Origin of the sequence: Nocardia altamirensis NBRC 108246 (assembly GCF_001612685.1) — a bacterium.
Taxonomy (GTDB): Bacteria; Actinomycetota; Actinomycetes; order Mycobacteriales; family Mycobacteriaceae; genus Nocardia; species Nocardia altamirensis.
Genome location: NZ_BDAY01000032.1, coordinates 33,218 through 57,144 on the forward strand (window position 1 = coordinate 33,218; position 23,927 = coordinate 57,144).

A 23,927-nucleotide genomic window follows, 5' to 3' on the forward strand; every position below is an offset into this window, starting at 1 on the left:
GCGGAACGGGTGTTGCTCATTCGGAGTCGGGCCGTACCCTAGACGTTATGGCCTTGTGCAACATAGTCGAAGGCGGCGTCGTGGTGGACGCCGTGGACGCGACACTGTCCGCGGCACAGGCGACTCCCGAGGCGGTCGAATACACCGAGATCTTGGAGGCGGAGGATCGCCCGTGGGTCACGGTGGTCTGGGACGATCCGGTCAACCTCATGCACTACGTCGCCTACATATTCCAGAAGCTGTTCGGCTACAGCAAAGCGAAGGCGACCGAGTTGATGCTCTTGGTGCACAACGAGGGCAAAGCGGTCGTCTCCTCGGGTTCGCGGGACAAGATGGAACATGACGTCCAGCGGCTGCACGCCGCCGGGCTCTGGGCGACCATGCAGCGGGACGACTGACCAGGACGACTACCCTGACGCCGTGCGCAAGTGGAGCAGGAAGAACTCGCTGAGCGGTCTCAAACTGCGGTCCGAGATGGACGCACGCGAGGCCAACGTGTTGCGCTCGCTGGTCGGCGCGGTCTCCGGACTGCTGACCGACAGAGCCGATGCCGCACCGGAGGACGAGCTGGCCGCGCTGACCGGATTGCGCACCGGCAACACCACCCCGCCGGACGATCCGCGGCTGCGCAGGCTGCTGCCGGACTTCCATCGCAATGAACCCGGTTCCCCCGATGCCGAGCGCGCCGATCTGAACAGCGCGCTGCGCGGGCTGCACGAGCCGGAGATCATCGACGCCAAGCTGGCCGCAGGCAGTGTCATCCTGGAGACGCTGCCCTCCTCGGGCGGCAAGATCGTGCTCACCCCGGAGCAGGCCGACGCCTGGTTGACCGCGCTGACCGATGTGCGGCTTGCGCTCGGCACCGTGCTCGGCATCGACGCGGACACGCCGGACCATCTCGGCCCCGACGATCCGCGGGGCCCGCATCTGGACGTGTACCACTGGCTCACCTGGATGCAGGATTCCTTGCTGCAGGCGCTGGCACCCTGAGTTCCGGAAACCGACGTCGGGAGTGAATCGTTGAAAGTGCAGCCAGGACAACGCAATTCGCTAACCGATGTTTCCGGTCTGCTGGTCGGCCACCACCACGTGCTCGACGAGGACGCCACCATGGGCACCGGCGCGGCCACCGGCTGCACCGTCGTCTACGCCCCCGGCGGCGCGAACGCGGCCGTCGATGTGCGCGGCGGCGGACCAGGCACCAGGGAAACCGACGTCCTCGACCTGTCCAACACCGTGCGCCAGGCCAACGCCATCCTGCTCACCGGCGGTAGCGCCTACGGCCTCGGCGCGGCCGACGGGGTGCTGCGCTGGCTGGAGGAACACGCCGAGGGCATCCCGATGGATCCGGCCAACGCGAACCTGGTCGTGCCGATCGTGCCCGCCGCGGTGATCTTCGATCTTCCGGTGGGCGCGTGGGACATTCGGCCGACCCCCGAGTTCGGCTACCGCGCGGCGGCCGCCGCGGCGGTGGACTTCGAGCGCGGTGTGGTCGGGGCCGGTGTCGGCGCGCGGGCCGGTTCGATCAAGGGCGGCGTCGGCACCGCGAGCGTGGTGCTCGAGGACGGCGTGACGGTGTCCGCGCTGATCGTGGCGAATCCCGCAGGCTCGGTGTTCGATCCACGCACGGGGCTGCCGTGGGGTGTCGGCACCGACGGCCCGGAACACTTCGGACTGCGACCGGGGACCGCGGCGCAGCTGGCGCAGGCCAACGCGCTCGCGGTGAAAGGCACAGTGCTCAACACAACTCTCGGCGTGGTGGCCACCGACGCGCCGCTGGATCCGATGGGCTGCCAGCGGATGGCGACGACGGCGCACGACGGCTTGGCCCGCGCGATCCGCCCCGCCCATTCACCGTTGGACGGCGACACCATCTTCGCGGTGAGCACGGGCACCGCGCCGTGGTCGGCGAGCTTCCCGCTGCCGCCGTCCTTCCCTCCCGACCTGATGCTGATCGACGAGGTCTGCACGGCCGCCGCGGTCTGCGTGGAACGCGCGATCGTCGACGCGATCCTGTCCGCCAAGGCAGTCGCCGGTATCCCCGCGTATCGGGACCTCTTCCCGCATTGATCGAGGGGGTACTGGTGTAGGTGGCTTCTCGCGTGATGCCTACACCAGTACCCCCTCGATTCCGCGGGTCCGCGACACGCCGACCACCACAAAGGCGCCCGGTCAACGGCACCGAATCAGGACCGGCGCGGTGCCCGGGGGAATAGCCGAATATTCTGACTCGTTGTCGACTGCGATGGGTCGGCGTTGCGGGAAGGGTTCGACTAGTGCTGGTGATCAGAGCCGACCTCGTGGAGGCGATGGTGGCGCACGCGCGTGCCGATCACCCCGACGAGGCGTGCGGCGTCATCGCGGGACCGGAGGGTTCGGATCGCCCCGAGCGCTTCGTCGCCATGGTCAATGCCGAGCGTTCGCCCACCTTCTATCGCTTCGATTCCGGTGAGCAACTGCGTGTTTGGCGTGCCATGGACGACGCCGACGAGACGCCGGTGGTCATCTACCACTCGCACACCGCCACCGAGGCCTACCCGAGCCGCACCGACGTGTCCTATGCCTCCGAGCCGTTCGCGCACTACGTGCTGATCTCCACCAGGGATCCGGAGCAGCACGAGCTGCGCAGCTACCGGATCGTCGACGGCGTGGTCACCGAGGAGCCGGTGCAGGTCGTCGCCGCGTACGAAACCGTCTGAACCGATGCCTGTTCGTGAAACCGAGGAGTTCTCATGCCGGTAACCGTGTCCATCCCGACCATCATGCGTGGCCTGACCGGAGGGGAGAAGCGCGTGCAGGCGCAGGGCGCCACGTTGGCCGCCCTGATCGATGACCTCGACGCGAACCACCCCGGCCTGGCCGAGCGGCTGCTCAAGGACGGCAAGCTGAACCGCTACGTCAACATCTACGTCGACGACGAGGACGTGCGGTTTGCCGGCGGTCTCGACGCCGAGGTGCCCGCCGAGGCGAGCGTGACCATCCTGCCTGCCGTCGCGGGCGGCTGACGATCCGTGGCTCGCTACGAATCGCTGATCGCGACCCTCGGCAACACTCCGCTGGTCGGCCTGCGCACCCTGTCTCCGCGATGGGACGGCGAGCACCACGTGCGGCTGTGGGCGAAGCTGGAGGACCGCAATCCGACCGGTTCCATCAAGGATCGTCCTGCACTGCGGATGATCGAGCAGGCCGAGGTCGACGGGCTGCTCACGCCTGGCTGCACGATCCTGGAACCCACCAGCGGCAACACCGGCATCTCCCTCGCCATGGCGGCCAAGCTCAAGGGCTACCAGCTGGTCTGTGTGATGCCGGAGAACACCTCGGTGGAGCGGCGGCAGCTGCTCACCATGTTCGGCGCGCGGATCATCGATTCCCCGGCTGCGGGCGGGTCCAATCAGGCGGTGGCGCTGGCCAAGGAGATCGCGGCCGCGAACCCGGACTGGGTGATGCTCTACCAGTACGGCAATCCGGCGAACGCGCTGGCGCATTACGAGACCACCGGCCCCGAGATCCTGGCCGATCTGCCCGAGATCACCCACTTCGTCGCAGGCCTCGGCACGACGGGCACGCTGATGGGCACCGGTCGTTTCCTGCGCGAGAAGGTGCCGAGCATCGAGATCGTCGCGGCCGAGCCGCGCTACGGCGAGCTCGTCTACGGGCTGCGCAACATCGATGAGGGCTTCATTCCCGAGCTGTACGACCAGTCGGTGCTGACCACGAGGTTCTCGGTGGGTCCGTACGACGCGGTCAAGCGCACCCGCGAATTGGTCCTCGAAGAGGGCATCTTCGCAGGCATCTCGACCGGTGCGATCCTGCACGCGGCCCTCGGTATCGCCCGCAAGGCCGTGCAGGCAGGCAGGCGCGCCGATATCGCGTTCGTGGTCGCCGACGGCGGCTGGAAGTACCTGTCGACCGGTGCCTACGACGGCACCCTCGAAGAGGCCGAGGACCGCCTCGACGGGCAGCTCTGGGCGTGACCTCGGCGCGTGCCGCGCGCAAGTGCTGCCTGGTCAGCATCCGCGCCGGTACGCTCGGAGGGGCAGGACGACGGCGCGCACGCCGATGCGCGGCCGTCGGATCTTCTGCTCGACGAGGAGGCTGCGATGGCCGGCGGCATCGGTTCATCATTCGACCCCGACCGGATCGCGCAGATCCGCGCGCAACTGGCCAACCCAGGCGCGAAGGCACCGGGCCCGACGCCCGGTGTCCCCGTCAAGCCGAGGTCGGACAACTTCGCCGCCATCAAACAGCTGTGGCTGCGCGCCGGGCTGCTCATCGCCGGCTTCGTCGCGTTGCTCTACGGCATCGAGGGCGTCGACTACCTCGACAACAACGACCTGAACAACGCGGGCATCCACCCACGTGACGCCGACGGGCTCTGGGGCATTCTGTGGGCGCCGGTCCTGCACGCCAACTGGTCGCATCTGGTCGGCAACACGCTGCCGGTGCTCGTCCTCGGCTTTCTCGCCCTGCTCGCAGGCATCGGCCGCGGTGTGGCCGCGACCGCGATCATCTGGGTGGTGGCCGGTATCGGCACGTGGTTGACCGGCCAGTCCGGCAGCGTGCACCTCGGCGCGTCGGTGCTCGTGTTCGGCTGGTTGACGTTCCTGATCTCGCGCGGCTGGTTCGCCCGCAACATCGGCCAGATCATCCTCGGACTCGTCGTCCTGGCGGTTTACGGGTCGCTTTTGTGGGGCGTATTGCCGGGCCAACCTGGAATCTCTTGGCAGGGACACCTTTTCGGGGCGGTGGGTGGACTCCTTGCCGGCTGGGTACTCTCTGGTGATGAACGTCGACACCGTCGCGCGGATCGGGCTGGAGTCATTGCGTCGCCACGGTGATCGGGCGGCCCGCCAGGAAATATGGGGAATTGGTTTCTCGACCGGGCCGGGCGAGCGAACAATGGACGCAGCCGCGCCGTCGCACGGGGCAGCGGCGCGCGTTAGCGAGGTGGTGTCAAATGAGCGAACGAAGTGAGCGAATCACGGGCACAGCCGAGCATTCGCTCGTGACGGAGCCGAGCGTCAGCGAGGCGGAGTCATGAGCGAACGAAGTGAGCGAATCATCGAAACAGCGTGCTTCGCGCATGACGGAGCTGAGCGTAGCGAGGCGGAGTCATGAGTGACAGTTCAGCGTGGCAGCATGGGGGAATGCGCCTAACCGTCCTCGGGTGCTCGGGCAGCGTGTCCGGCCCGGACTCCCCAGCGTCGGGGTATCTCCTGACCGGGCCCGATATGCGGCCGGTCGTGATCGATTTCGGCCCTGGCGTGCTCGGCGCGTTGCAGCGCCATGCCGACCCGGGTGAGGTCGACATCTTCCTGACCCACCTGCACGCCGACCACTGCCTCGACCTGCCCGGCCTGCTGGTCTGGCGGCGCTACCACCCGACACCGCCGGTCGGCCGCGCGATCGTGCGCGGGCCGTCGGACAGCGCGGTGCGGATCGGCAATGCCTCGGCCGAGGTCGGCGGCGAATGCGACGACTGGTCCGACGTGATCGACCATCAACCGTGGATCGCCGGGGAAAAGGTCGAGTTCGGGCCTGGCCACACCGTGTCGGCCAGCCGGATGTTCCATCCGCCGGAGTCCTACGGGCTGCGCATCACCACCGCAGCCGGGCGCACCTTCGTCTACACCGGCGACACCGCGATGTGTGACTCGGTGCGCGAGCTCGCCGAGGGCGCCGACATTCTGATGGCCGAGGCCTCCTGGACCCACGATCCGGCGAATCGGCCACCGGGCATTCATCTTTCGGGCACCGAGGCGGGCATGATCGCCGCCGAGGCGGGTGTGAAAGAGCTACTGCTCACCCATATTCCGCCGTGGACCTCGCGCGAAGACGTGATCGCCGAGGCCAAGGCGCAGTTCTCCGGACCGGTGCACGCGGTCGCGCCGGGCGAGACATTCGACCTCTGACCGGAGTTCCGACTGCCATCAGGGCTAGTTCTTGCCCACCCCGTCGGTGTCGGCTGCCATCCCCTAGGCTGTGCCCGTGTCTAGACGAGCCGATGGCAGGGCGGACGACGAACTCCGCGAGGTCCGAATCACCCGTGGCTTCACCACGCACCCGGCAGGTTCGGTGCTGGTGGAATTCGGCCAGACGCGGGTGATGTGCACCGCGAGCGTCACCGAGGGTGTGCCCCCGTGGCGCCGCGACTCCGGGCTCGGCTGGGTCACCGCCGAATACGCGATGTTGCCCGCCGCGACGCATACCCGCAGTGGCCGGGAATCGGTGAAGGGCAAGGTCGGCGGCCGTACCCAGGAGATCAGCCGCCTGATCGGCCGTTCGCTGCGCGCGTGCATCGACCTGGCCGCCATCGGCGAGAACACCATCGCGATCGACTGCGATGTGCTGCAGGCCGACGGCGGCACCAGGACCGCCGCCATCACCGGCGCCTATGTCGCGCTCTCCGACGCGGTGACCTACCTGGCCGCGGCGGGCGCACTCGCCGACCCGCAGCCCATCTCCTGCGGGATCGCCGCGGTGAGCGTCGGCGTCGTCGATGGTCGGGTGCGTCTTGACCTGCCGTACGAAGAGGATTCGCGCGCCGAGGTCGACATGAACGTGGTCGCCACCGATACCGGAACTCTCGTCGAGATCCAGGGCACCGGCGAGGGCGCGACCTTCCCGCGCTCCACCCTGGACAAGCTGCTCGACTCCGCGCTGGCGGGCTGTGATCAGCTGTTCGTGATCCAGAAGAAGGCGCTGGCGCTGCCGTATCCTGGTGTGCTGCCTGAGCCGTCCGAGTCGAAGAAGAAGTAGTCGTGGCACGTCGGGTGCTGGTCGCCAGCCGCAATGCGAAGAAGTTGAACGAGCTGCGGCGCATCCTCGCCGACGCGGGGATCGCCGGGATCGAGATCGTCGGGCTCGATGACGTGCCCGCCTACGAGGAGGCGCCGGAGACCGGCGCGACGTTCGAGGAGAACGCGCTCGCCAAGGCCCGTGATGGTGCCGCGGCGACCGGATTGGCTTGTGTCGCAGACGATTCCGGTATCGAGGTAGACGCATTGAACGGGATGCCCGGCGTGCTGTCTGCGCGCTGGTCCGGGCGGCACGGCGACGACGCGGCGAACAACGCGCTGCTGCTCGCGCAACTGGGGGATGTGCCGGACGAGCGGCGCGGTGCCAGGTTCGTCTCGACCTGCGCGCTGGTCGTGCCCGGCGGATCCGAGATCGTGGTACGCGGCGAATGGCCTGGCTCGGTCGGCCGGAAGCCGTTGGGCGACGGCGGATTCGGCTACGATCCGCTGTTCATCCCCGAGGGCGGCGACATCTCGGCGGCCCAGCTGACGCCGGCGGAGAAGGATGCGGTCTCGCATCGTGGCCGCGCGCTCACCCAGCTCCTGCCTGCGCTGGCCGAGCTCGCGAATTGAGCTGCCGCACAGCGCCGTGACGGTCTCCGCATGGCCTGCGCCCGAGATCACCCCAACGCCGCGCAGTTCGGCCGGTTCCCGCCCCTCTCGTCGAGGTCTCACAAGCCCCGTCCACTATTCACAAAGGTTCCAGCCTGTGTGAATAGTAGGAAGCCTCTGTGCTCCTACCCGGCCAGCAGGGCAGATCCGGCGCCCCGCCAAGGGTTCGCATACCTTCTGCGGATCCGCACCCGCTCTGGGCAGCCAGAACCGGGCGGATTCATAGAAGTAGTGCGGATCTGGGGGTGACCGGATGTTGGAGGCTGCCAACCTTGGCCGGACCGCTCGACAGGCCCGGCCTAGACGAGGAACTTCTGCTTGACCTGCTTCGCGTTGATGTGCTCGACGAAGAACGACAGCAGCGGAATGGTGCCTGCGAGCAGCGTGCCGAGGGTGCGCGGCGCAGGCCAGCGCACCTTTACCGCGAGGTCGGCGGTGCACAGCAGGTACACGAAGTACACCCAGCCGTGCACGACGGCGATCCAGTTCGGGGTGTGCACGCCGAAGCCGTATTTGGCGATCATCTCGCCGGTGAGCAGCAGCAGCCAGAGGCCGGTGATCCACGCGAGCGTGCGATAGCGCAGCAGCGCGGACTTGATCTTGTCCGTTGGCGCGAACTTGGTGTTCTGCGCTGCCTCCTCCTCAGCGAACGATGTCGCGCTATTGGTGAGCGCCGCTGTCGCCGCGGCGGCGGCGAGAGCGCCGCCCTCGGCCGAGGCCACGGTGGCGTCGCTGGCGTGCAGCATGTGCTCCTCGGCCGCTTCCGTGGCCTCGATCGCTGACGCGCTGTCGGTGGGATTCCCGGGGGTTGTCAACCGGCGCTCCTCTCGGTGTCGCGGGCGCGCAGGCCCGCCTCGCGGACCTGATCATCGATGTCTCGAGCGTGCAATGCGGCCAGGTACTGGTTGTACTCGGCGAGTACCGGGTCTTCGTCGCGCACCGCTTTCGGGCGATCCGGCAGGATGCCTGCCGGAATCTCACGCGGTGCAACAGGTTTCGAGGCAGGCCTCGGGGTGCCACTCGGGTTTTCGGCTTCTTCGGATTCCCGTTCCAGCCGCACGAACCGGAAATAGGCGAACACCGCGAAGCCGGCGAACAACGGCCACTGCAGCGCATAGCCCAGATTCTGGCCGGTGCCGCTGGACGATTCGAACCGCTCCCACTGCCACCACGCCAACGCGAGGCAGCCGAGCGTAGCGACAGTCACCAGCGCGATGAGGGCCGGGCGATTGTGTGCCGAGCGGCGAGGTGAAGCGGACACGGGTACTACGGTACTCGTCTACTACACGATCCGTAGGAGGCAGGTGGGCCCTGTCCCTTCAGCGTCCCGCCCGCCTCCCCGCGGGCGGGACCGCCGAGGTCAGAACTTGTAGGTGATGCCGGTGAAGCGCTCGGACTCTTCCCAGAGCCGCTTCCAGAGGTCCTGCTTCTTCGACAGCCTGCTGGACGGCGCGGCGGCGACCGGCCCCTGGGTCTCGAAGAACCGGCGCGGACCCCAGTAGACCTGCGGGTCGGCGTCGGGCATGGTGGCCGCGAACAGTGTGGAGTGCACGGCCTTGCGCGGCGCGTGCCCGACCAGCGCGACGAACGGCTTGATGATCTTGTCGATCGGCGTCTCGGTCCTGGAGAACAGGTCGGTGGCCGCCACGCCGGGGTGCACCGCGTACGAGCGCTTGTCCGAGCCTGCCTCGGCCAGCCTGCGCTGCAGCTCCCGCGCGAACATCAGGTTCGACAGCTTGGCCTGCGCGTAGGCGAGATTGCGCTGGTAGCGGCGGTGCTCGTAGTTGAGGTCGTCGACCCACAGCTTCGGCGTCTGCCGGTGCGCGATGCTGGCCAGCGTCACCACCCGGTCGGTGATGCGGTCGAGCAGCAGACCGGTCAGCGCGAAGTGGGCGAGGTGGTCGACGCCCCACTGGGTCTCGAAGCCGTCCTTGGTGCGCGAGAACGGGACGTTCATCAGCCCGGCGTTGTTGATCAGCACGTCGAACTCGCCCTGTGCGTCGGCGAACTTGCGGACCGAGGCCAGGTCGGACAGATCCAGCTCGGCAACCCGGACGTCGCCGGGGATCGCGTCGGCGACGGCCTTGGCTTTTTCCGCATTGCGGCAGGCCATGATGACCGTTGCACCGTTGGCCGCGAGGACCTCGGTGGTGATAGCGCCTAATCCCCCGTTCGCGCCGGTGATCACAAAGGTGCGCCCGGTCTGATCCGGGATTTCAGTAGGTTTCCACGCCATGAGACAACCTTACTCTTGAGTAAGTTCCGAGGGAAGAGATCCACTCGAATCCTAGCCAAAGTGTCTCAGACAGAGTGTGATGACCGCCACTCACCGACCACTGCCGATGGGCTGCTGGAATGCGGCCGCAAGCGTGGTCCCGACGGTCTCGCCCCACACCTGCCAGGTGGCCGGATCGAGCATCATCGAACCGGCGTCGATAGTGCGGACGCCCGGCGCGACCGGCAAGCCTGTGAAGCGGTCCTTAAGCCACAGCAAGGCTCGAGGCGCACCGATCGGGTCGAGGGTCAGATGCTCGCTGAAGTGATCGCGGGTGTACTCGACGCGGGCATTCGGATCCTGCGCGTACCAGCCGACGAGATCGTTGACCGGACCGACGGGAATCAGCCAGTCCGGGTTCGACTGGTACATGAACATCGGCATGTCCGGGACCGCCTTGCCCATCTTGGTCTTGTCCAGTACCGCGAGAACCGTCGGATCGGCGAACGGGTTCTTGCCGAGCATGGCGATGTTGTCGGCGAACGGGAAGAAGATCGACTGGTAGCTCGCGCACAGCTGCTCCTTGGCCGCCATCATCAGCTTGCCGAGGCCGTTCATGTTGTCGTCGAGGAACTTTCGCAGCTCCGGATACTCGCGCGCGACGCCCATCGCGCCCGCGAAGATCAGTCCGGCGGAGAGGTTGCCGTTGGCCATCCGCAATGCGGCGGACAGATCGGCGGGGATGCCGCCCTCGGCGACGCCGACGATGTTGAGTTCCGGTGCGTAACTCCGCTTCAGTTCGGCCGCATGGCCGGTCGCGATGGCGCCGCCGGAATAACCCATCAGGCCGACGCGGGTTGCGGTGCCGGACAACTGCATCGGGTCGAAGTTGGCCGCGGCGCGGATGCCGTCCAGTGTGATCCGACCAGCCAAAGGCCCTGCGGCATAGGCGGAATCGGGGCCCTGATGGTCGGGTACCACCACGGCCCAGCCCTGGGCGAGTGCGGCCTGAATCTCCAGGAACTGCCCGGCGACCAGGACGGAGCCGGTGATCGTAGCCGGGATGGAGCCCATCTGTAGTTGATAGGACGGCATGCAGTAGTTGCCGGTGGAGTCCTCGGCGATCTGATACGAGAACAGCGGCCGGTCGGGCATATAGCCGCGCGGCTTCAACACAGTGGCCACCGCGGCGATGGGCTCGTCGCGGGTGTTGGTCGATCGGTACGACAGCTGCCAGGCGTCGACGTTGACCGGGATCAGCGACAGGTTCGCCACATTCACCTGCCTGGCCGCGATCAGTTGGCCCGGTGCCAGATTCGCGTAGGCCTGCGGCGCCGGGCGGTAGAAGGCCGGGTCGAAGCCGGGCGGCAGCGGCGGAATCGGGAACGGCAACGCGGGTTGCACTGGGGGAGTGCCCGGTTCGGCGGCGGCCGCTCCGGTGAGGGCGAAGGGCAGCCCGGCCGCCACCACGGCGAGGGCTATCAGCAGCTTCGATGCGTGCTTGCGCGGTGTGACCACAGAACAACCTCGTTGGTGCAGAGCTCCGTCTATGTGAGCCCAGTTGGTTTCAGACTGAGGTCGAGTATGCAGCGTCATGACGCGGATCACAAACAGCGGTCAGTGAGAGGTGTCTCTCGCCTGGTCACGGCTGCTGCGCGCCCGCTCGTCTACGGTGGAAGCGTGACGATGGTGAGCAGGCAATACGGCGGACGTGCCGTCACCGAACGCAAGGCCGAACGCCGTCTGCGTTTCCTGGTCGCGGCGACCAGGATCTTCGCCGAACGCGGCTACGCGAACTGCTCACTCGCCGACCTCTGCACCGCCGCTGGCCTGTCCAAGCGGCAGTTCTACGAGGAGTTCCAGACCAGGGAAGACGTGCTGGTCGCCGCCTACGATCGGATCCAGGACGACGCGGCGGCGGCCGTGCTTGCTGCGCTGGCCGATCTGGATCCGCGCTACGACATGACCGCCGCGATGACCGCGATGGTGTCGGCGTATTCGGGGTCGATCGGCTCGGACCCGTATCGCGCCAAGGTTGCCTTCATCGAAGTGGTCGGCGTCAGCGACCGGATGGAGCGGCACCGGCGCGAGCGGCGGCACAGCTGGGCGGCGTTGCTCGATTCCGTCGTCGTGCCGGCGGTGGCGCCCGGCGCCCGGATTCGTGGTGGAGGTGCCTGGGGCGCAAGCGCGCTCATCGGCGCGATCAACGGCCTGACGCACGAATGGGTGCTTGCCGAGCCACGTCCCCCCGCGGACCTGCTGGTGGAACTGCTGGTGCCGATCGCGCTGGCGCTGCTGGAAATGCCGGATCAGCGCACCGCGTAGTGCCCGAGTGACGGCGTGAGTGCGTCGAACGCGACGCCGATGTATTCGGTGATGGCCGTGGCGATCTCGTCGTTCGACTGACCGGCGAGGGTGCGGCGCATCGTCTCGTCGAACAGCACCCGGTGCACGCCGCCGAGCTGGGCCGCGGCCACCCTCGGCGTGATATCCGTTGCCGCGGTGCCGGTCTCGGCGGCGAGGGTAGCGGCGAGCAGCTGTTCGCGTTCGTCATGGAATTCGCGGAGCCTGGCGACGAGGGCCGGGCTGTCGTTGATCAGGGTGGCGAACTCGGGGCCGGAGAAGCCGACCACCGGGTCCTGCTCGGCCGCCGCCGTCAGGTAGGCGCGGCGCAGCGCGGCCAGTGCGGATTCGCCGGGCTCGCGCTCGCGGACGACGCGGGCGAGCAGGTCGACAAAGACGTCGTGCAGGTCGAGGGCCAGGTCTTCCTTGCGCGGGAAGTAGTTGGTCACCGTCATCTTGGCGACCTCGGCGGCGGCCGCCACGTCGGCGATCGTCACCTTGTCGAAGCCGTGCTCGAGGAAGAGCCTGGTCGCTTGGTTGGAGATGTTCTCCCTGGTCTGGAGCTTTTTTCGGTCTCGAAGCCCCAGGGTCTCTATGTCCATGGCATCACCATAGCTGATATCGACCAAAATTTATGCTTGACATATTTTTAGGTCCGATCTAAGTTTGTCCTCGTACTCAGAACGAAGGAGCGTCACCGCGTATGAATTTCGGACTTGTCGAGGCAATCCCGGCCAGCACCACCTTCACCATCGACCGAAAGGGACCAGCCACCATGGCCGACAAGACCACCGCGCAGACCGCCACCGAAGCCGTCCTCGGCCGTCTCGTGCCGCCGGGCGAAGTACCGGTGCCGAACCGAAAGCATCGCCGCGGCAACGGGTTTCCCGTGACCGCACGGATCGAACGAAAGGGCGTCGGGCTGCCGCGCAACCAGGCCTTCCGTGCCAATGCGCAGCACCCGCGACGGATTCCCGGCCGCGGCTGAGGCCGCCGAGCAGCATCCCTCGGTCGCCGGCGCGCAGGCGTCGGCGACCGGTTCGCCCCCTTCGGAAGGACTTTCCCATGCAGTACTGCACGACTCGCCCGGCCCGGCTCGCGGGCACCGTCAGCGACGACCAGGTCACGGACTATCTCCGGCTCATCGGCCGCACGCCGTTGCTCACCGGGACCCAGGAGTTCGAACTCGGCGAGCGGATCGAGGCCGGAACGGTGGCCGCCGCGCGACTCGCCGACGACGCCGAACTCGATGTCGCCGCACGTCGTGCGCTGCGTCGCCAGGTCATCGACGGACAACGCGCGAAGGACCACATGGTCGAGGCCAACCTGCGCCTGGTCGTCTCGATCGCCAAGCGCTACCCGACACCGGCGGGCATGTCGCTGCTCGACCTGGTGCAGGAAGGCACTGTCGGCATGATGCGCGCGGTGGACAAGTTCGACCATCACCGCGGCCTGAAGTTCTCCACCTACGCCACCTGGTGGATCAAGCAGGGGATCGGGCGCGCGCTGGCCGACCAGGGGCGCACCATCCGCATTCCGGTGCACGTGGTCGACGTACTGAACCGGGTGATTCGCACGCAGCGCGCTATGGCGCAGCGACTCGGCCGCGAGGTCACGCCTGCCGAGCTGGCCGCCGAGCTCGACCTGACTCCGGCGAAGGTGCGCGAGCTGTTGGACCATGCGCGCGAACCCGTTTCGCTGCACACCCCGATCGGTGACGACGCCGCCGAGATCGGCGAGTTCATCCCCGACACGGCGCCGGACCCGTCCGAGGCGGTGCTGGCGCGCACCGTGCGCGGCCAACTCAACCGGGTGCTCGCCGGGCTGACCGAGCGGGAAGCCAGGGTGATCGCGCTGCGTTTCGGCCTGGACGGCACCGAGCCGAAGACGCTCGACGAGATCGGCAAGACCTACGGCGTCTCCCGCGAACGGGCCCGTCAGATCGAGGCCAAGGGCATGGCCAAGCTGCGGCAACCGGGGCGGGCCAAGGTGCTGGAGGGATTGCTCGGCTGAGCCGACCGCCCCCATCGCGTCGCGGCGCGACGACGGGGGATGCTGGCGTGTCGCTGGACGGACAGCTCGACGGACTCGGACCATACTGAGTCAATGACCGGTGCAGTCGATGTCGCCGAGAAAGCCCAGGAACCGCTCAGTCGCGCCAAGGTCAATGTGGTGTTCGCCACGATTGTGCTGGGCATGCTGTTGGCGGCACTCGACCAGACGATCGTGTCGACCGCGCTGCCGACGATCGTCGCCGATCTCGGCGAGGCCGGGCACATGGCCTGGGTGATTACGGCGTATCTGCTCGCCGAGGCGGTGGCGACCGCGCTGGCAGGCAAGCTCGGCGACCTGTTCGGCCGCAAGCTGATCTTCCAGCTCAGCGCGCTGATCTTCATCGTCGGCTCGATGATCGCGGGCCTGGCGAACGGGATGACGATGCTGATCATCGCGCGCGGCATCCAGGGCTTCGGCGGCGGCGGCCTGATGGTCACCGCGATGGCGCTCATCGCCGACACCATCCCGTTGCGCCAGCGCGGCAAGTATCAAGGCGCGCTCGGCGCGGTCTTCGGCGTCACCACGGTGATCGGGCCGACGATCGGCGGGCTGTTCACCGACCACGCGAGCTGGCGCTGGTGTTTCTACGTCAACGTGCCGATCGCGGTGATCATGATCGTGATGTCGGCCCGCACCATCCCGCGGGTGCGCGCGGTCATCAAGCCGATCATCGACTACGCGGGCATCGGGCTTGTCGCCGTTGCGGTTTCGACGCTGATCCTCGGGCTCGAATGGGGCGGGCAGGAGTACCCGTGGGGCTCGTCGATGATCCTCGGGCTGTTCGCGGCGTCGGTGGTGCTGTTCGCGGCGTTCGTGGTGATCGAGCTGCGCGCCGCGGAACCGATGCTGCCGATGGAGCTGTTCCGCAGCAGAGTGTTCACGGTCTGCTCGATCCTCAGCTTCATCTGCGGCTTCGCCATGCTCGGCTCGATGACCTACCTGCCCGCGTATCTGCAATACGTGGACGGGGTTTCGGCGACCATGTCCGGCGTGCGTTCGCTGCCGCTGGTCGTCGGGCTGCTGGTGACGTCGATCCTGTCCGGGCAGGTGGTCGGCAAGACCGGCCACTATCGATACTTCCCGATCGTCGGCACGCTGGTGATGGCGCTCGGCCTGTACTTGATGTCGACCATGGGCCGCAATACCGGCTTCTGGCAGGAATCGCTGTACATGCTCGTGCTCGGTCTCGGCATCGGCCTGACCATGCAGGTGCTCACCATCGTCGTGCAGAACACCGTGCCGTACGCGCAGCTCGGCACCGCCACCTCGGGTGTCACCTTCTTCCGCACACTCGGAAGTACCTTCGGCACCGCAATTTTCGGCACGCTGTACAGCAACGAGATCGGCCCAAACCTGCGTGCGGCGCTGGCTGAGGCGCGGGTGGTTCCGCCCGAGACAGCGGCGAATCCACAGTCGCTGCAAGCGGTTCCCGAGGAGGTGTCAGCGCCGATCATCGACGCCTACGCCGAAACGATCGATCACGTTTTCATCTGGGTGGTTCCGGTGGCGCTTGTCGGTTTCGTGGTCGCGTGGTTCCTCAAAGAAGTGCCGCTGCGCGATAGCGCCAAGGCGAGCGCAGGCGATGTGGGCGAAGGGTTTTCGGTGCCCAATTCGGCCGACCGGGTGGTGCACCTGGAACGGGCCATCGCCGGATCCATGCGCAAAGCCGATGCCGAAGGTCCGATCGGCCCACGCATTCTCGCGGACGCGGGCAGCACCCTCAGCAGGGGCGAGGCATGGGCGCTCGGTCAGGTATATCTGCGCGATCGGGTAAACGCAACGGCCACACTGGTTTCGGTCGCGCGGGCGCACAAGCTGCCCGACGATGTGCTCGAGCCGATTTATCGCAGAGTGGCCGACAAGGGCTACCTCGTCGACGACGGTCGGGTGCTGCGGCTGACCGACTCCGGTCGGGCCGAGCTCGATCGGGTCAAGGCGGCGTGGCGCCGCTGGCTGGACACCAGGCTCGACGACTGGAACAACGACGACCCTGCCGATCGCGCCCTGTTCGACCAGGCCCTGGACAACATCGCCGCCAAGCTTCTCGAGGAAGCAGCACGCGAGCACGAGTCCGCCCGCGTCTGAAACGCGCCCATATCGGGGAGAACCCCTATTGCGCCTCTAATACTCGTCCACGTATATTCGTAGACGAGTAAGGAGGTGTGATGGCCACGAAGCGCAAGGTGAACAACCTGCTCGCGTTGGCGGTGCTCGCCGTGATGATCGATCGGCCGAAGCACCGCTACGAGATCGCGCAGACGCTCAAGGACCGCGGCAAAGAGCAAGACATGGCCATCAAGTGGGGCTCGCTCTACACCGTGGTGCAGAACCTGGAGAAGGTCGGCTATCTGGAGATCGTCGGCAGCGAGCGTGACGGCGCGCGGCCGGAGCGGGTGATCTACCAGATCACCGAGGCCGGGCGCACCGAACTCGCCGACTGGACAAGGGAATTGGTCGCCGTCCCGGAGTGGGAAGCGACCAGGTTCATCGCGGGTCTTTCCATCCTCTCGGTGCTACCTCCCGATGAGGTCATCGAATTGCTCGGCCGGCGCATCGATGCGTTGAGTCAGGCGATCGACGGCGCGCGCGCCGAAACAACCAAGGCCGTCGCCGCAGGGCTGCCGAGGCTGTTCATCATCGAGTCCGAATACGGGATCGCGATGCTGGAAGCCGAAGTGGCATGGGCACGTTCGTTTCGTGCGGAACTCAGCGAGGGCACCTTCCCCGGCGTGGACTGGTGGCGGCAGATACACGCCGACAACATCCCAGTGGCGGAAGTCATCGCGTCCGTGGAGAGGGGGATGACCAGACCGGAATCATCCTGATCTCGAGACCGGACTCGGCGGGGTGCGGCAACACCGCCGCCGAGCCCGATTGAACAGTCTCGAACCGCGCCCGCATGCGCGCACCCGGCTACAAGGCTGGCAACCACAGAATAACTGGGTGCGTGGTGCACGGGTCGGTTCGGGGATTCGAACAACAACCCGTATCGCACATTCTTGGAGACACCCATGTCTGAAACACGTACCGCACTCGTCATCGGCGGCGGCATCGCAGGCCCGGTCGCCGCGACCGCACTGCGCAAGGCCGGCATCGACGCCCGCGTCTACGAGGCCTACCCCGGCCCGTCCTACAACATCGGTAGCGGGCTCGCGCTCGCGCCGAACGGCATTGCCGCCCTTGATGTCATCGGGGCCGGCGATCCGGTCCGCGATATGGCGAAGCAGATCTCGACGATGAGCTTGTCGATCGGCGGCAAGCTGATTTCGGTGCCGGGCCTTCCTGAGATGCCGCCGTTGCAGTTGGTGGATCGCGGCGACCTGCACCGGGTCCTGCACGATCACGCGGTCGCTGCCGGTGTGCCCTTCGAGTACAACAAGCGCCTGGTCGACGTGGTCGAGGAAGAGTCGGGCATCACTGCCAGGTTCACCGACGGCAGCACGGCCACCGCCGACGTGCTGGTCGGCGCCGACGGCATCCGGTCGACGGTGCGCGACCTGATCGATCCGAACGCGCCGGGACCGGAATACCTCAATATGCTCGGTTTCGGGGCGGTCATCGACGATTTCGACGGCGATGTCGCGCCGGGATCGATGACGTTTGCCTTCGGTAAACAGGCCTACTACCTGTACGGATCGGTCGGCGACGGCCAGGTGATGTGGGGCGCGAACCTGCCGCACAAGGAGTACCTGTCGCTCACCGCCGCACGGGCGATCCCGAAATCGCACTGGCTCGCCATCCTGCGCGAGACCTACGCCGACGACACACCCGGCGGCGAGTTCGCCAGGCGCACCACCGAGGAGCAGTTGGAGGTGACCGGCGCGCTGCACATCATGCCGTCGGTGCCGCACTGGTATCGCGGCCGCATGGTGCTGGTCGGCGACGCGGTGCACGCGCCGTCCAACAGTTCCGGTCAGGGCGCGTCGCTGGCCATCGAGAGCGCCGTCCAGGTGGCGCGGTGCCTGCGCGACATGCCAACGCCGACAGCGGCGTTCGCTGCCTATGAGCAGCTGCGCCGGAGTCGGGTGGAAGGCGTCGCGGCTCGTGCCGCGAAGGCCAATCACAGCAAGACCCTCGGTCCGGTGGCGCGCAAGATGATGGCGCTCGCGGCGCCCCTGTTCATCAAGATGATGAATCAGGAGAAGACGATGGGCCCCGAGCAGCGCTACCGGATCGACTGGGACGCGCCCGTGCAGGCAGGACTCGCCACCGTGTGATTCGAACCGCGCGGGCTGGTGGTCCGTACCCTTGGAGCACATCGATCCGAGAGGACACGGGGGGACAATGCAACCCGACCACCAGCCCGCACTGCACCTGAACGGCCTGTGTAAACGCTTCGGCGGACCGTGGGTCGTCGACAACGTGAGCCTGGCGGTACCGCCGGGCTCCTTCTTCGGTCTGGTCGGCCCGAACGGGGCAGGCAAGACGACGACGTTGTCGATGGCCACCGGGCTGTTGCGCCCGGACGCGGGACGTGCCGAGATCTTCGGCGCCGACGTCTGGGCCGACCCGGTGCGCGCCAAGACCTTGGCCGGGGTGCTGCCGGACGGGCTCGCGCTGCCGGAACGGCTCACCGGACGCGAATTGCTCACCTACACCGGGCTTTTGCGCGGCATGCCGGAGCGCACCGTCGGCGAGCGGGCCGAGGAACTGCTGTCGGTCTTCGAATTGACCGGCGCAGAGGGCACTCTCGTCGTCGACTACTCCGCGGGCATGCGCAAGAAGATCGGCCTCGCGACCGCGCTGCTGCACGCCCCGAAACTGCTGGTGCTCGACGAGCCGTTCGAGGCGGTGGATCCGGTGTCGGCCGGCACGATTCGCACCATCCTGCAGCGCTTCGTCGCAGCGGGCGGCTCGGTGGTGCTGTCGAGTCACGTGATGGCGCTGGTGGAGAACATGTGCGACCGGGTCGCGGTGATCACCGCGGGCCGGGTGGTCGCCGCAGGCACCCTCGACGAGGTGCGCGGAGAGGCCACGCTGGAAGAGACGTTCGTCCGGCTGGTCGGCGGGCGCGTCGGCGGGGAAGAAGGGCTGTCGTGGTTGGCGTCCTGATTCGGATGCGCCTGCTGCTCAGCAAGCGGGCGTTGCGCAACGGGTGGCAAGGCGTCACGTTCGTGCTCGGCATCGTGGTCGGGCTCGTCTTCGCGCTCATCACCGCGGCACTGATCGGGTTCTCGGTGCGCGACGGCGATGTGTCACGCGCGATCACCATCGCCGCAACGGTGTACGGCGTGTGGACACTGGGCTGGCTGTGCGGGCCGGTGCTGATCGGCAGCAGCGACGAGACGGTGCAGCCGGAACATCTGCGACTGCTGCCGCTCAGCAACAGGCAGCTGGCGACCGGGCTGTTGGCCGCATCGTTCGCCGGGGCCGCGCCGGTGGTGAACCTGATCGCCTTCGGCGGGCTCGTCGTGCTCGCCGCGCAATTGAGTTGGGCGGCAACACTGGTCGCCGTGGTCGGGGTGGTGCTGCAGCTGGTGTTCGTGGTGCTGCTGTCCAGGGTGATGCTGGCTTGGGTCGGCGCCGCCATGCGATCGCGGCGCGGTAAAGACATCGGCGTACTGCTCGCCGGACTGCTCGGCTTGGCGTATTACCCAGCGAGCTGGTTGCTTTCGCACATCAGCGCCTTGCAGGATGTGCCGCCCGCGGCGGCGACGGCGCTGCGCTGGTTGCCCTTCGGCTGGGCACCTGCTGCGGTAGAGGGTGCGGCGCAAGGGAATTGGCTGATCGCGTTGCTCGGGATCCTCGGCCTCGCCGCACTGTCGCTCGGCCTGTGGCAAGCGTGGTCGGTGCTGCTCGCGCGCAGGCTCGCCACCCCGATGAACTCGACGGCGGGAACCTCGGGCGCCGGCCTGCTCAGCCGGGTGCGGCAGACCGGTCCCACCGGCGCGGTGGCGATCAAGGAGTTGCACGCGTGGTGGCGGGACAGCCGTCGGCGGGCCACCATGGTGCCGATCCTCGTGGTCGGCGTCATGATGCCGGTGTTCCCCGTCTTCCAGGGCGGGAGCTCCGGTGGCGTGCCGTTCGCCGGTGTGACCGCGGCACTGTTCGCTGCGCTGGCCGGGGCCAACCTCTACGGCTACGACGGCACCGCCGTGTGGCAAACCCTCGTCACGCCGGGTGCGGCGCGCGCGGATGTCCGCGGCAGGCTGCTGGCCATGCTTGTAGTCATCGGCGTGCCAACGCTGCTGGTCACGCTGATCCTGCCCGGTGCACTCGGCCGGTGGGGCATGTATCCGTGGGTGCTGTCGCTGCACGCCGCGGCCCTCGGCGTCGGCGTGTGCTCGGCACTGATCCTTTCGGTGATCGCGCCGTACCCGATGCCGCCACGCACCGGCAATCCGTTCTCGGGGTCGGGCAATCCAGGCTGTGCCAAGGCACTCATCCAGGTGGCGATGGTCTTCGGTCAGATGTTCGCGTTGCTCCCTGTCCTGGTCATCCTGCTGGTCGGGCACTTCGCCGAGCTGAAATTGGTTGAATGGCTTGCCCTCCCGGTCGGCATCGCGCTCGGCATCACCGCTGCTCTCCTCGGCGCCCGCCTGGCCGAGCAACGTCTCTCCACCAAGGGCCCCGAACTCCTCGAAGCCGTTCGCGCCCGCTGAGTCCACCATCCGCCACGCCCTAATCGGCATTCGTGTTGGAAATCTTCCGAAGCCGGGGAACCGATCAGCGAGGTGCGCCGTCTAACCCTGTAACAAAACAAGTTCCGAGCCTGCGACGGTTCGGAGCTGCGCTGCTATGCACAGTCGTGCACACGGGGGAACACTTCATGAACCTTTCCCACACGGTCGGTATTTCCACGCAAGCGAGCCTTCCCGGTTGGCCTGCCCGATTCAGTCGATGGAACCTGGATCGGGCAGCCACGTCGAGGTCTGCGCGCAGATTCAGTCGAACAATTCTCCTCGCGGTGGTATCGACGATCCTGATGATCGCGAGTGTGCAGGCCGCTGGAGCCGCACGGGCCGCGTATCAGTCGTGCACCAACTACAGAGTCACGACCAACTGGGGCAGAGTCGAAGTCGATACCAGGCCAGTAGGAACGGATTACATCGGCAACATCGCATGGGCCATGTTTATCAACAACCTCGCTGATGTACCGGGCAGGTACGACTACCAGATACTGGTCAACGGAAGGCCTTTGAAAACGGAGACGGTCCACAAGGATGACAACCTGCACTTCACGATCCCTCGGCATCAAGGCGGACGATATGTGTACGAAGCCGGGGATGAAATCCACGTAATCGCTTCGCATGCCGCCGGAAAAAACCTGTATGTGACCCCAATCAACCGTTGTACCGTCCCCTATTCGGCAGGATAGCTACATGGATCAAGGAACATCGAGGCGAGGTGCCGAGCTGCTTGCGACCGACATCAGGTCGGCCCTCGGCTTCGAAGTACACATCGACGAAACGATCCCGGAGCACCTCCGCCGACAACCTTCCCCACCGGGGTGGTGGATCGAATTCACCATCCCTGCGTTGAATGTCCTTGTCGGCTGTACCCCGTGCGAATCCACACCCAGCGGTGTGGCGTGCGAACTAGCCCAGCGCATCCACGATGATGTCCTCGCTCGCACCGGAAAGATATGGCCCGCCGACCCGGCAGGTGGAGACCAGCCGTTGCTCCCCACCTACAACGGGTGGCACGGGTTGGCTGGATCTATACCGTTCGGGCAGGTCAAGACGGCGAAGGATCCCGACCCGGGCCTGGACGGTGTGGTCCGATGGTGGCTTCCGCACAGCTACGACGGCCTGATTGCTAGTTGCTCCGGCGACGATGTCTCGTTCTCCATCTGGCAATACAAGGGCGACGAACAGCGCATCACGCCAGGCATGCCGGTGACTTGGCTAGTCGGCGAGGGCCGGCACGGAAAGTACCGCAAGGCAAGCGAAGTTCGCCCGGCGCAGCAGTAACCCGAGAACCGCCCACTGACAGACGGGTGCAGTTCGTTGAGGTGTCGGCGGCGGCATCCACGTGTTGCTCGGTGGCTAGAGACTGCCCGAACGGGCCGCGGTGGGCGGATCGGGGGAGTAATAGAGTGGTGGGGTGAGCGATAGGGATTCCGATGGCAGCAGTCTGGATCTGAATCAGTTGCGCACGTTTCTGGCCGTGTACAGGGCGGGGTCGATCACCGCTGGTGCGCGGCTGATCGGGTTGTCTCAGCCGACCGTGACGGCGCAGTTGCAGGCACTGGAGAAGCGGCTCGGGCGGTTGTTCGAGCGGCTGCCGCGTGGCGTCGCGCCGACCGCGGCGGCGGCCGAGTTGGCGGCGCGCATCGCGGAGCCGTTGGACGCGTTGACTGCCGTCGCCGGGCGGTCCGTCGCGACAGAGTCGGTGCCGCAGCCGCCGGTCCGGCTCGCCGGGCCCGCGGAAATGCTTGCGGTGCAGGCGCTTCCCGCGCTCGCGCCGCTGATCGAGCGTGGCGTGCGGCTGACCGTGACGGCCGGGCTTTCAGAGGATCTGCTGGCCGGGCTGCGCGCTGGGACCTACGACCTGGTGGTGTCGACCATGCGGCCGCGGGGCCGGACCGTGCTGGCCGAGCCGCTGTCCGACGAGGAGTTCGTCCTGGTCGCCGCACCCGAAGTGGCCGCACGCATCGATACCGCGCGGCTGCAGGCGGGCCCCGGCGTGCTGGCCGGGGTGCCGCTGGTCAGCTACGCGGGCGAGCTGCCGATCCTGCGGCGGTATTGGCGCCATGTGTTCGGGATCCGACTGATCGGCGAGGCGTCCGTGGTCGTCGCTGACCTGCGCGCGGTCGCCGCCGCGGTGACGGCAGGTGCAGGCATCAGCGTGCTGCCGCGCTACCTCGTTGCGGCACAGCTTGATTCGGGCCGACTGGTGGCCCTGCTCGAGCCGCCGGACCCGCCGATCAACACCGGCTTCCTGGTCCGCCGCCCCGGCACGAGCACCCGCCCCCACGTCGACCTGGTATGCACAACGCTGCGCGCTGCGGCCCGAAACTGGTAGTCGGCAAGCCTGGAGCCTGTGTCGAAGTCCCAGCCTGTGCCCCCAGCGGCTGGTTCGGTGTCCCCCGAAGTCAGGTGCGCGTGGCGCGGGTGCGCAGGATTTCCGCGGTTTGGGCGTCGGCGGGCAGGAATGCTTCCAGGTGCAGCTCGGCGAGGGTGATGTCGACGGCGGTGGCGAAGGAGGTGAGGGTGGTGATCAGTCGCAGTTCACCGTCGTCGCTGCGTAGTCGGAGCGGCACCGCGAAGCCGAGGTGGTTCGGTCCCGGATCGGCTTGGGGGAGATAGGTTTCCAGCTCGGCGATCAGCTCGTCGAGTGCCGGATCTGGGCTGCGCGCGACGCGGGCGTGCAGCGCCTCGGTGACGTGGCGCCCCCACTCCGGCAGGTTGATCACGCGCCGTGCGAGGCCCGCCGGATGGAGCGCGAGGCGAAGCACGTTGACCGGTGGTTCCAGCAGTTCGGGCGCGGCGCCCTCGGTGAGCACCTCGAAGGCCGCGTTGGCGGCGAACAGGATGCCGTACGGCCGGACGACCAGCGCGGGGTAGGGCTGGTGACCGTCGAGGATGCTGCGCAATGCCTCCCGCACCGGCGCCAATTCCGGTGTGTCCAAAGTGGACTCGGGGAAGGCGGGCGCGAAGCCTGCCGCGAGCAGCAGCCCGTTGCGTTCCCGCAGCGACAGGTCGAGTGATTCGGCGAGCCGCACCACCATGGTGCGACCAGGGCGCGATCGGCCCTGTTCCAGGAAGCTCAGATGCCGCTGCGTGGTGTCTGCTTTGATCGCCAGGTCGAGCTGGCTGACCCGGCGCAGCGTGCGCCAATGCTTGAGCTGGCGGGCGAACCCGGCGGCCTCGATCACCGTTGTCATGCGCTCAGTCTGGCCGGGCACGGACGGCTGCGCGATTCCGCGGAGGGTATGAGCAAGCAGCCGCGGCATGATTCGG

27 protein-coding genes are annotated in these 23,927 nt (G+C 67.3%); 21 read left to right on the plus strand and 6 right to left on the minus strand.

What is annotated here, in order from left to right:
* Positions 1-47 precede the first annotated feature (47 nt).
* The 10 genes from clpS to rdgB all read left to right on the plus strand — a co-directional run bounded on the left by clpS (position 48) and on the right by rdgB (position 7,370).
* Positions 48-398, plus strand: coding sequence for an ATP-dependent Clp protease adapter ClpS (gene clpS / locus NA11_RS18180; RefSeq protein WP_069163117.1), 351 nt, complete (start codon positions 48-50; stop codon positions 396-398).
* A 22-nt stretch (positions 399-420) separates the two neighbouring features.
* Complete coding sequence (gene aosR, locus NA11_RS18185) at positions 421-990, plus strand: oxidative stress transcriptional regulator AosR (RefSeq protein ID WP_069163118.1); 570 nt, start codon at positions 421-423, stop codon at positions 988-990.
* Between the two features lie 30 nt (positions 991-1,020).
* Positions 1,021-2,070, plus strand: coding sequence for a P1 family peptidase (locus tag NA11_RS18190; protein ID WP_069163119.1), 1,050 nt, complete (start codon positions 1,021-1,023; stop codon positions 2,068-2,070).
* A gap of 206 nt (positions 2,071-2,276) precedes the next feature.
* On the plus strand, positions 2,277-2,699 hold the full coding sequence (locus NA11_RS18195; RefSeq protein WP_069163120.1) for a M67 family metallopeptidase: 423 nt from the start codon (positions 2,277-2,279) through the stop codon (positions 2,697-2,699).
* A gap of 33 nt (positions 2,700-2,732) precedes the next feature.
* Positions 2,733-3,005: a MoaD/ThiS family protein gene (locus NA11_RS18200; protein WP_069163121.1), complete on the plus strand. Its 273-nt coding sequence runs from the start codon at positions 2,733-2,735 to the stop codon at positions 3,003-3,005.
* Positions 3,006-3,011: 6 nt separating this feature from the next.
* Positions 3,012-3,974 carry a PLP-dependent cysteine synthase family protein gene (locus NA11_RS18205; RefSeq protein ID WP_069163122.1) on the plus strand — a complete coding sequence of 321 codons (963 nt, stop codon included), beginning with the start codon at positions 3,012-3,014 and terminating at the stop codon, positions 3,972-3,974.
* A 126-nt stretch (positions 3,975-4,100) separates the two neighbouring features.
* Positions 4,101-4,838, plus strand: a complete 738-nt coding sequence (locus tag NA11_RS18210) for a rhomboid family intramembrane serine protease (protein WP_084654743.1) — start codon at positions 4,101-4,103, stop codon at positions 4,836-4,838.
* A 309-nt stretch (positions 4,839-5,147) separates the two neighbouring features.
* A complete protein-coding gene (locus tag NA11_RS18215; RefSeq protein WP_084654733.1) occupies positions 5,148-5,912 on the plus strand; it encodes a cyclic nucleotide-degrading phosphodiesterase in 765 nt (254 codons plus the stop codon).
* 76 nt (positions 5,913-5,988) lie between these two features.
* The gene (gene rph / locus NA11_RS18220) at positions 5,989-6,759 is read left to right on the plus strand and encodes a ribonuclease PH (RefSeq protein WP_069163181.1); all 771 of its coding nucleotides are present in this window, start codon (positions 5,989-5,991) and stop codon (positions 6,757-6,759) included.
* Positions 6,760-6,761: 2 nt separating this feature from the next.
* Positions 6,762-7,370, plus strand: coding sequence for an RdgB/HAM1 family non-canonical purine NTP pyrophosphatase (gene rdgB / locus NA11_RS18225; protein ID WP_069163124.1), 609 nt, complete (start codon positions 6,762-6,764; stop codon positions 7,368-7,370).
* Between the two features lie 338 nt (positions 7,371-7,708).
* On the opposite strand, the gene NA11_RS18230 is transcribed toward rdgB, so the two are convergent.
* From NA11_RS18230 to NA11_RS18245, 4 genes are all read right to left on the minus strand, one after another.
* Positions 7,709-8,008 carry a DUF3817 domain-containing protein gene (locus NA11_RS18230; protein ID WP_069163182.1) on the minus strand — a complete coding sequence of 100 codons (300 nt, stop codon included), beginning with the start codon at positions 8,006-8,008 and terminating at the stop codon, positions 7,709-7,711.
* Positions 8,009-8,220: 212 nt separating this feature from the next.
* On the minus strand, positions 8,221-8,670 hold the full coding sequence (locus tag NA11_RS18235; RefSeq protein WP_069163125.1) for a transcriptional regulator: 450 nt from the start codon (positions 8,668-8,670) through the stop codon (positions 8,221-8,223).
* A gap of 99 nt (positions 8,671-8,769) precedes the next feature.
* Positions 8,770-9,645 (minus strand): oxidoreductase, encoded by an 876-nt coding sequence (locus NA11_RS18240; RefSeq protein ID WP_069163126.1) that lies wholly within the window; start codon positions 9,643-9,645, stop codon positions 8,770-8,772.
* Between the two features lie 90 nt (positions 9,646-9,735).
* Positions 9,736-11,142 carry a lipase family protein gene (locus NA11_RS18245; RefSeq protein ID WP_069163127.1) on the minus strand — a complete coding sequence of 469 codons (1,407 nt, stop codon included), beginning with the start codon at positions 11,140-11,142 and terminating at the stop codon, positions 9,736-9,738.
* 168 nt (positions 11,143-11,310) lie between these two features.
* Between NA11_RS18245 and NA11_RS18250 the strand changes: the two genes are divergently transcribed.
* Entirely contained in the window at positions 11,311-11,949 is a 639-nt protein-coding gene (locus tag NA11_RS18250) for a TetR/AcrR family transcriptional regulator (protein ID WP_069163128.1), read from the plus strand.
* Here NA11_RS18250 and NA11_RS18255 read toward each other — a convergent pair.
* On the minus strand, positions 11,934-12,569 hold the full coding sequence (locus tag NA11_RS18255; RefSeq protein ID WP_069163129.1) for a TetR/AcrR family transcriptional regulator: 636 nt from the start codon (positions 12,567-12,569) through the stop codon (positions 11,934-11,936). The genes NA11_RS18250 and NA11_RS18255 overlap by 16 nt on opposite strands.
* 101 nt (positions 12,570-12,670) lie before the next feature.
* Between NA11_RS18255 and NA11_RS18260 the strand changes: the two genes are divergently transcribed.
* The 10 genes from NA11_RS18260 (at position 12,671) to NA11_RS18305 (ending at position 22,989) form a co-directional block, all read left to right on the plus strand.
* On the plus strand, positions 12,671-12,955 hold the full coding sequence (locus NA11_RS18260) for a hypothetical protein (protein WP_069163130.1): 285 nt from the start codon (positions 12,671-12,673) through the stop codon (positions 12,953-12,955).
* Positions 12,956-13,032: 77 nt separating this feature from the next.
* Positions 13,033-13,980, plus strand: coding sequence for a sigma-70 family RNA polymerase sigma factor (locus tag NA11_RS18265; protein WP_069163131.1), 948 nt, complete (start codon positions 13,033-13,035; stop codon positions 13,978-13,980).
* Positions 13,981-14,073: 93 nt separating this feature from the next.
* Positions 14,074-16,107: an MDR family MFS transporter gene (locus tag NA11_RS18270; protein ID WP_069163132.1), complete on the plus strand. Its 2,034-nt coding sequence runs from the start codon at positions 14,074-14,076 to the stop codon at positions 16,105-16,107.
* Between the two features lie 80 nt (positions 16,108-16,187).
* Positions 16,188-16,847, plus strand: a complete 660-nt coding sequence (locus tag NA11_RS18275; RefSeq protein ID WP_069163133.1) for a PadR family transcriptional regulator — start codon at positions 16,188-16,190, stop codon at positions 16,845-16,847.
* A gap of 186 nt (positions 16,848-17,033) precedes the next feature.
* The gene (locus NA11_RS18280) at positions 17,034-18,239 is read left to right on the plus strand and encodes an FAD-dependent monooxygenase (RefSeq protein ID WP_069163134.1); all 1,206 of its coding nucleotides are present in this window, start codon (positions 17,034-17,036) and stop codon (positions 18,237-18,239) included.
* 67 nt (positions 18,240-18,306) lie between these two features.
* Entirely contained in the window at positions 18,307-19,074 is a 768-nt protein-coding gene (locus NA11_RS18285) for an ABC transporter ATP-binding protein (protein ID WP_069163135.1), read from the plus strand.
* Complete coding sequence (locus NA11_RS18290) at positions 19,059-20,624, plus strand: hypothetical protein (RefSeq protein WP_069163136.1); 1,566 nt, start codon at positions 19,059-19,061, stop codon at positions 20,622-20,624. The genes NA11_RS18285 and NA11_RS18290 overlap by 16 nt, the downstream gene beginning before the upstream one ends.
* 305 nt (positions 20,625-20,929) lie before the next feature.
* On the plus strand, positions 20,930-21,340 hold the full coding sequence (locus tag NA11_RS18295; protein WP_069163137.1) for a hypothetical protein: 411 nt from the start codon (positions 20,930-20,932) through the stop codon (positions 21,338-21,340).
* A gap of 4 nt (positions 21,341-21,344) precedes the next feature.
* Positions 21,345-21,935 carry a hypothetical protein gene (locus tag NA11_RS18300; RefSeq protein WP_069163138.1) on the plus strand — a complete coding sequence of 197 codons (591 nt, stop codon included), beginning with the start codon at positions 21,345-21,347 and terminating at the stop codon, positions 21,933-21,935.
* Between the two features lie 133 nt (positions 21,936-22,068).
* The gene (locus NA11_RS18305) at positions 22,069-22,989 is read left to right on the plus strand and encodes a LysR family transcriptional regulator (protein WP_069163139.1); all 921 of its coding nucleotides are present in this window, start codon (positions 22,069-22,071) and stop codon (positions 22,987-22,989) included.
* A 70-nt stretch (positions 22,990-23,059) separates the two neighbouring features.
* Here NA11_RS18305 and NA11_RS18310 read toward each other — a convergent pair whose 3' ends face one another.
* Positions 23,060-23,851, minus strand: coding sequence for a helix-turn-helix domain-containing protein (locus NA11_RS18310; protein ID WP_069163183.1), 792 nt, complete (start codon positions 23,849-23,851; stop codon positions 23,060-23,062).
* Positions 23,852-23,927: the final 76 nt, after the last annotated feature.

Bases quoted from the DNA above. Each gene is read 5' to 3' on its own strand.
- NA11_RS18260 (WP_069163130.1), top strand. From the start codon at position 12,671: ATGAATTTCGGACTTGTCGAGGCAATCCCGGCCAGCACCACCTTCACC.
- NA11_RS18300 (WP_069163138.1), top strand. From the start codon at position 21,345: ATGGATCAAGGAACATCGAGGCGAGGTGCCGAGCTGCTTGCGACCGAC.
- NA11_RS18280 (WP_069163134.1), top strand. From the start codon at position 17,034: ATGTCTGAAACACGTACCGCACTCGTCATCGGCGGCGGCATCGCAGGC.
- NA11_RS18275 (WP_069163133.1), top strand. From the start codon at position 16,188: ATGGCCACGAAGCGCAAGGTGAACAACCTGCTCGCGTTGGCGGTGCTC.
- NA11_RS18285 (WP_069163135.1), top strand. From the start codon at position 18,307: ATGCAACCCGACCACCAGCCCGCACTGCACCTGAACGGCCTGTGTAAA.
- clpS (WP_069163117.1), top strand. From the start codon at position 48: ATGGCCTTGTGCAACATAGTCGAAGGCGGCGTCGTGGTGGACGCCGTG.
- NA11_RS18265 (WP_069163131.1), top strand. From the start codon at position 13,033: ATGCAGTACTGCACGACTCGCCCGGCCCGGCTCGCGGGCACCGTCAGC.
- NA11_RS18240 (WP_069163126.1), bottom strand. From the start codon at position 9,645: ATGGCGTGGAAACCTACTGAAATCCCGGATCAGACCGGGCGCACCTTT.
- NA11_RS18200 (WP_069163121.1), top strand. From the start codon at position 2,733: ATGCCGGTAACCGTGTCCATCCCGACCATCATGCGTGGCCTGACCGGA.
- NA11_RS18255 (WP_069163129.1), bottom strand. From the start codon at position 12,569: ATGGACATAGAGACCCTGGGGCTTCGAGACCGAAAAAAGCTCCAGACC.
- NA11_RS18270 (WP_069163132.1), top strand. From the start codon at position 14,074: ATGACCGGTGCAGTCGATGTCGCCGAGAAAGCCCAGGAACCGCTCAGT.
- NA11_RS18210 (WP_084654743.1), top strand. From the start codon at position 4,101: ATGGCCGGCGGCATCGGTTCATCATTCGACCCCGACCGGATCGCGCAG.
- NA11_RS18310 (WP_069163183.1), bottom strand. From the start codon at position 23,851: ATGACAACGGTGATCGAGGCCGCCGGGTTCGCCCGCCAGCTCAAGCAT.
- NA11_RS18215 (WP_084654733.1), top strand. From the start codon at position 5,148: ATGCGCCTAACCGTCCTCGGGTGCTCGGGCAGCGTGTCCGGCCCGGAC.
- NA11_RS18250 (WP_069163128.1), top strand. From the start codon at position 11,311: ATGGTGAGCAGGCAATACGGCGGACGTGCCGTCACCGAACGCAAGGCC.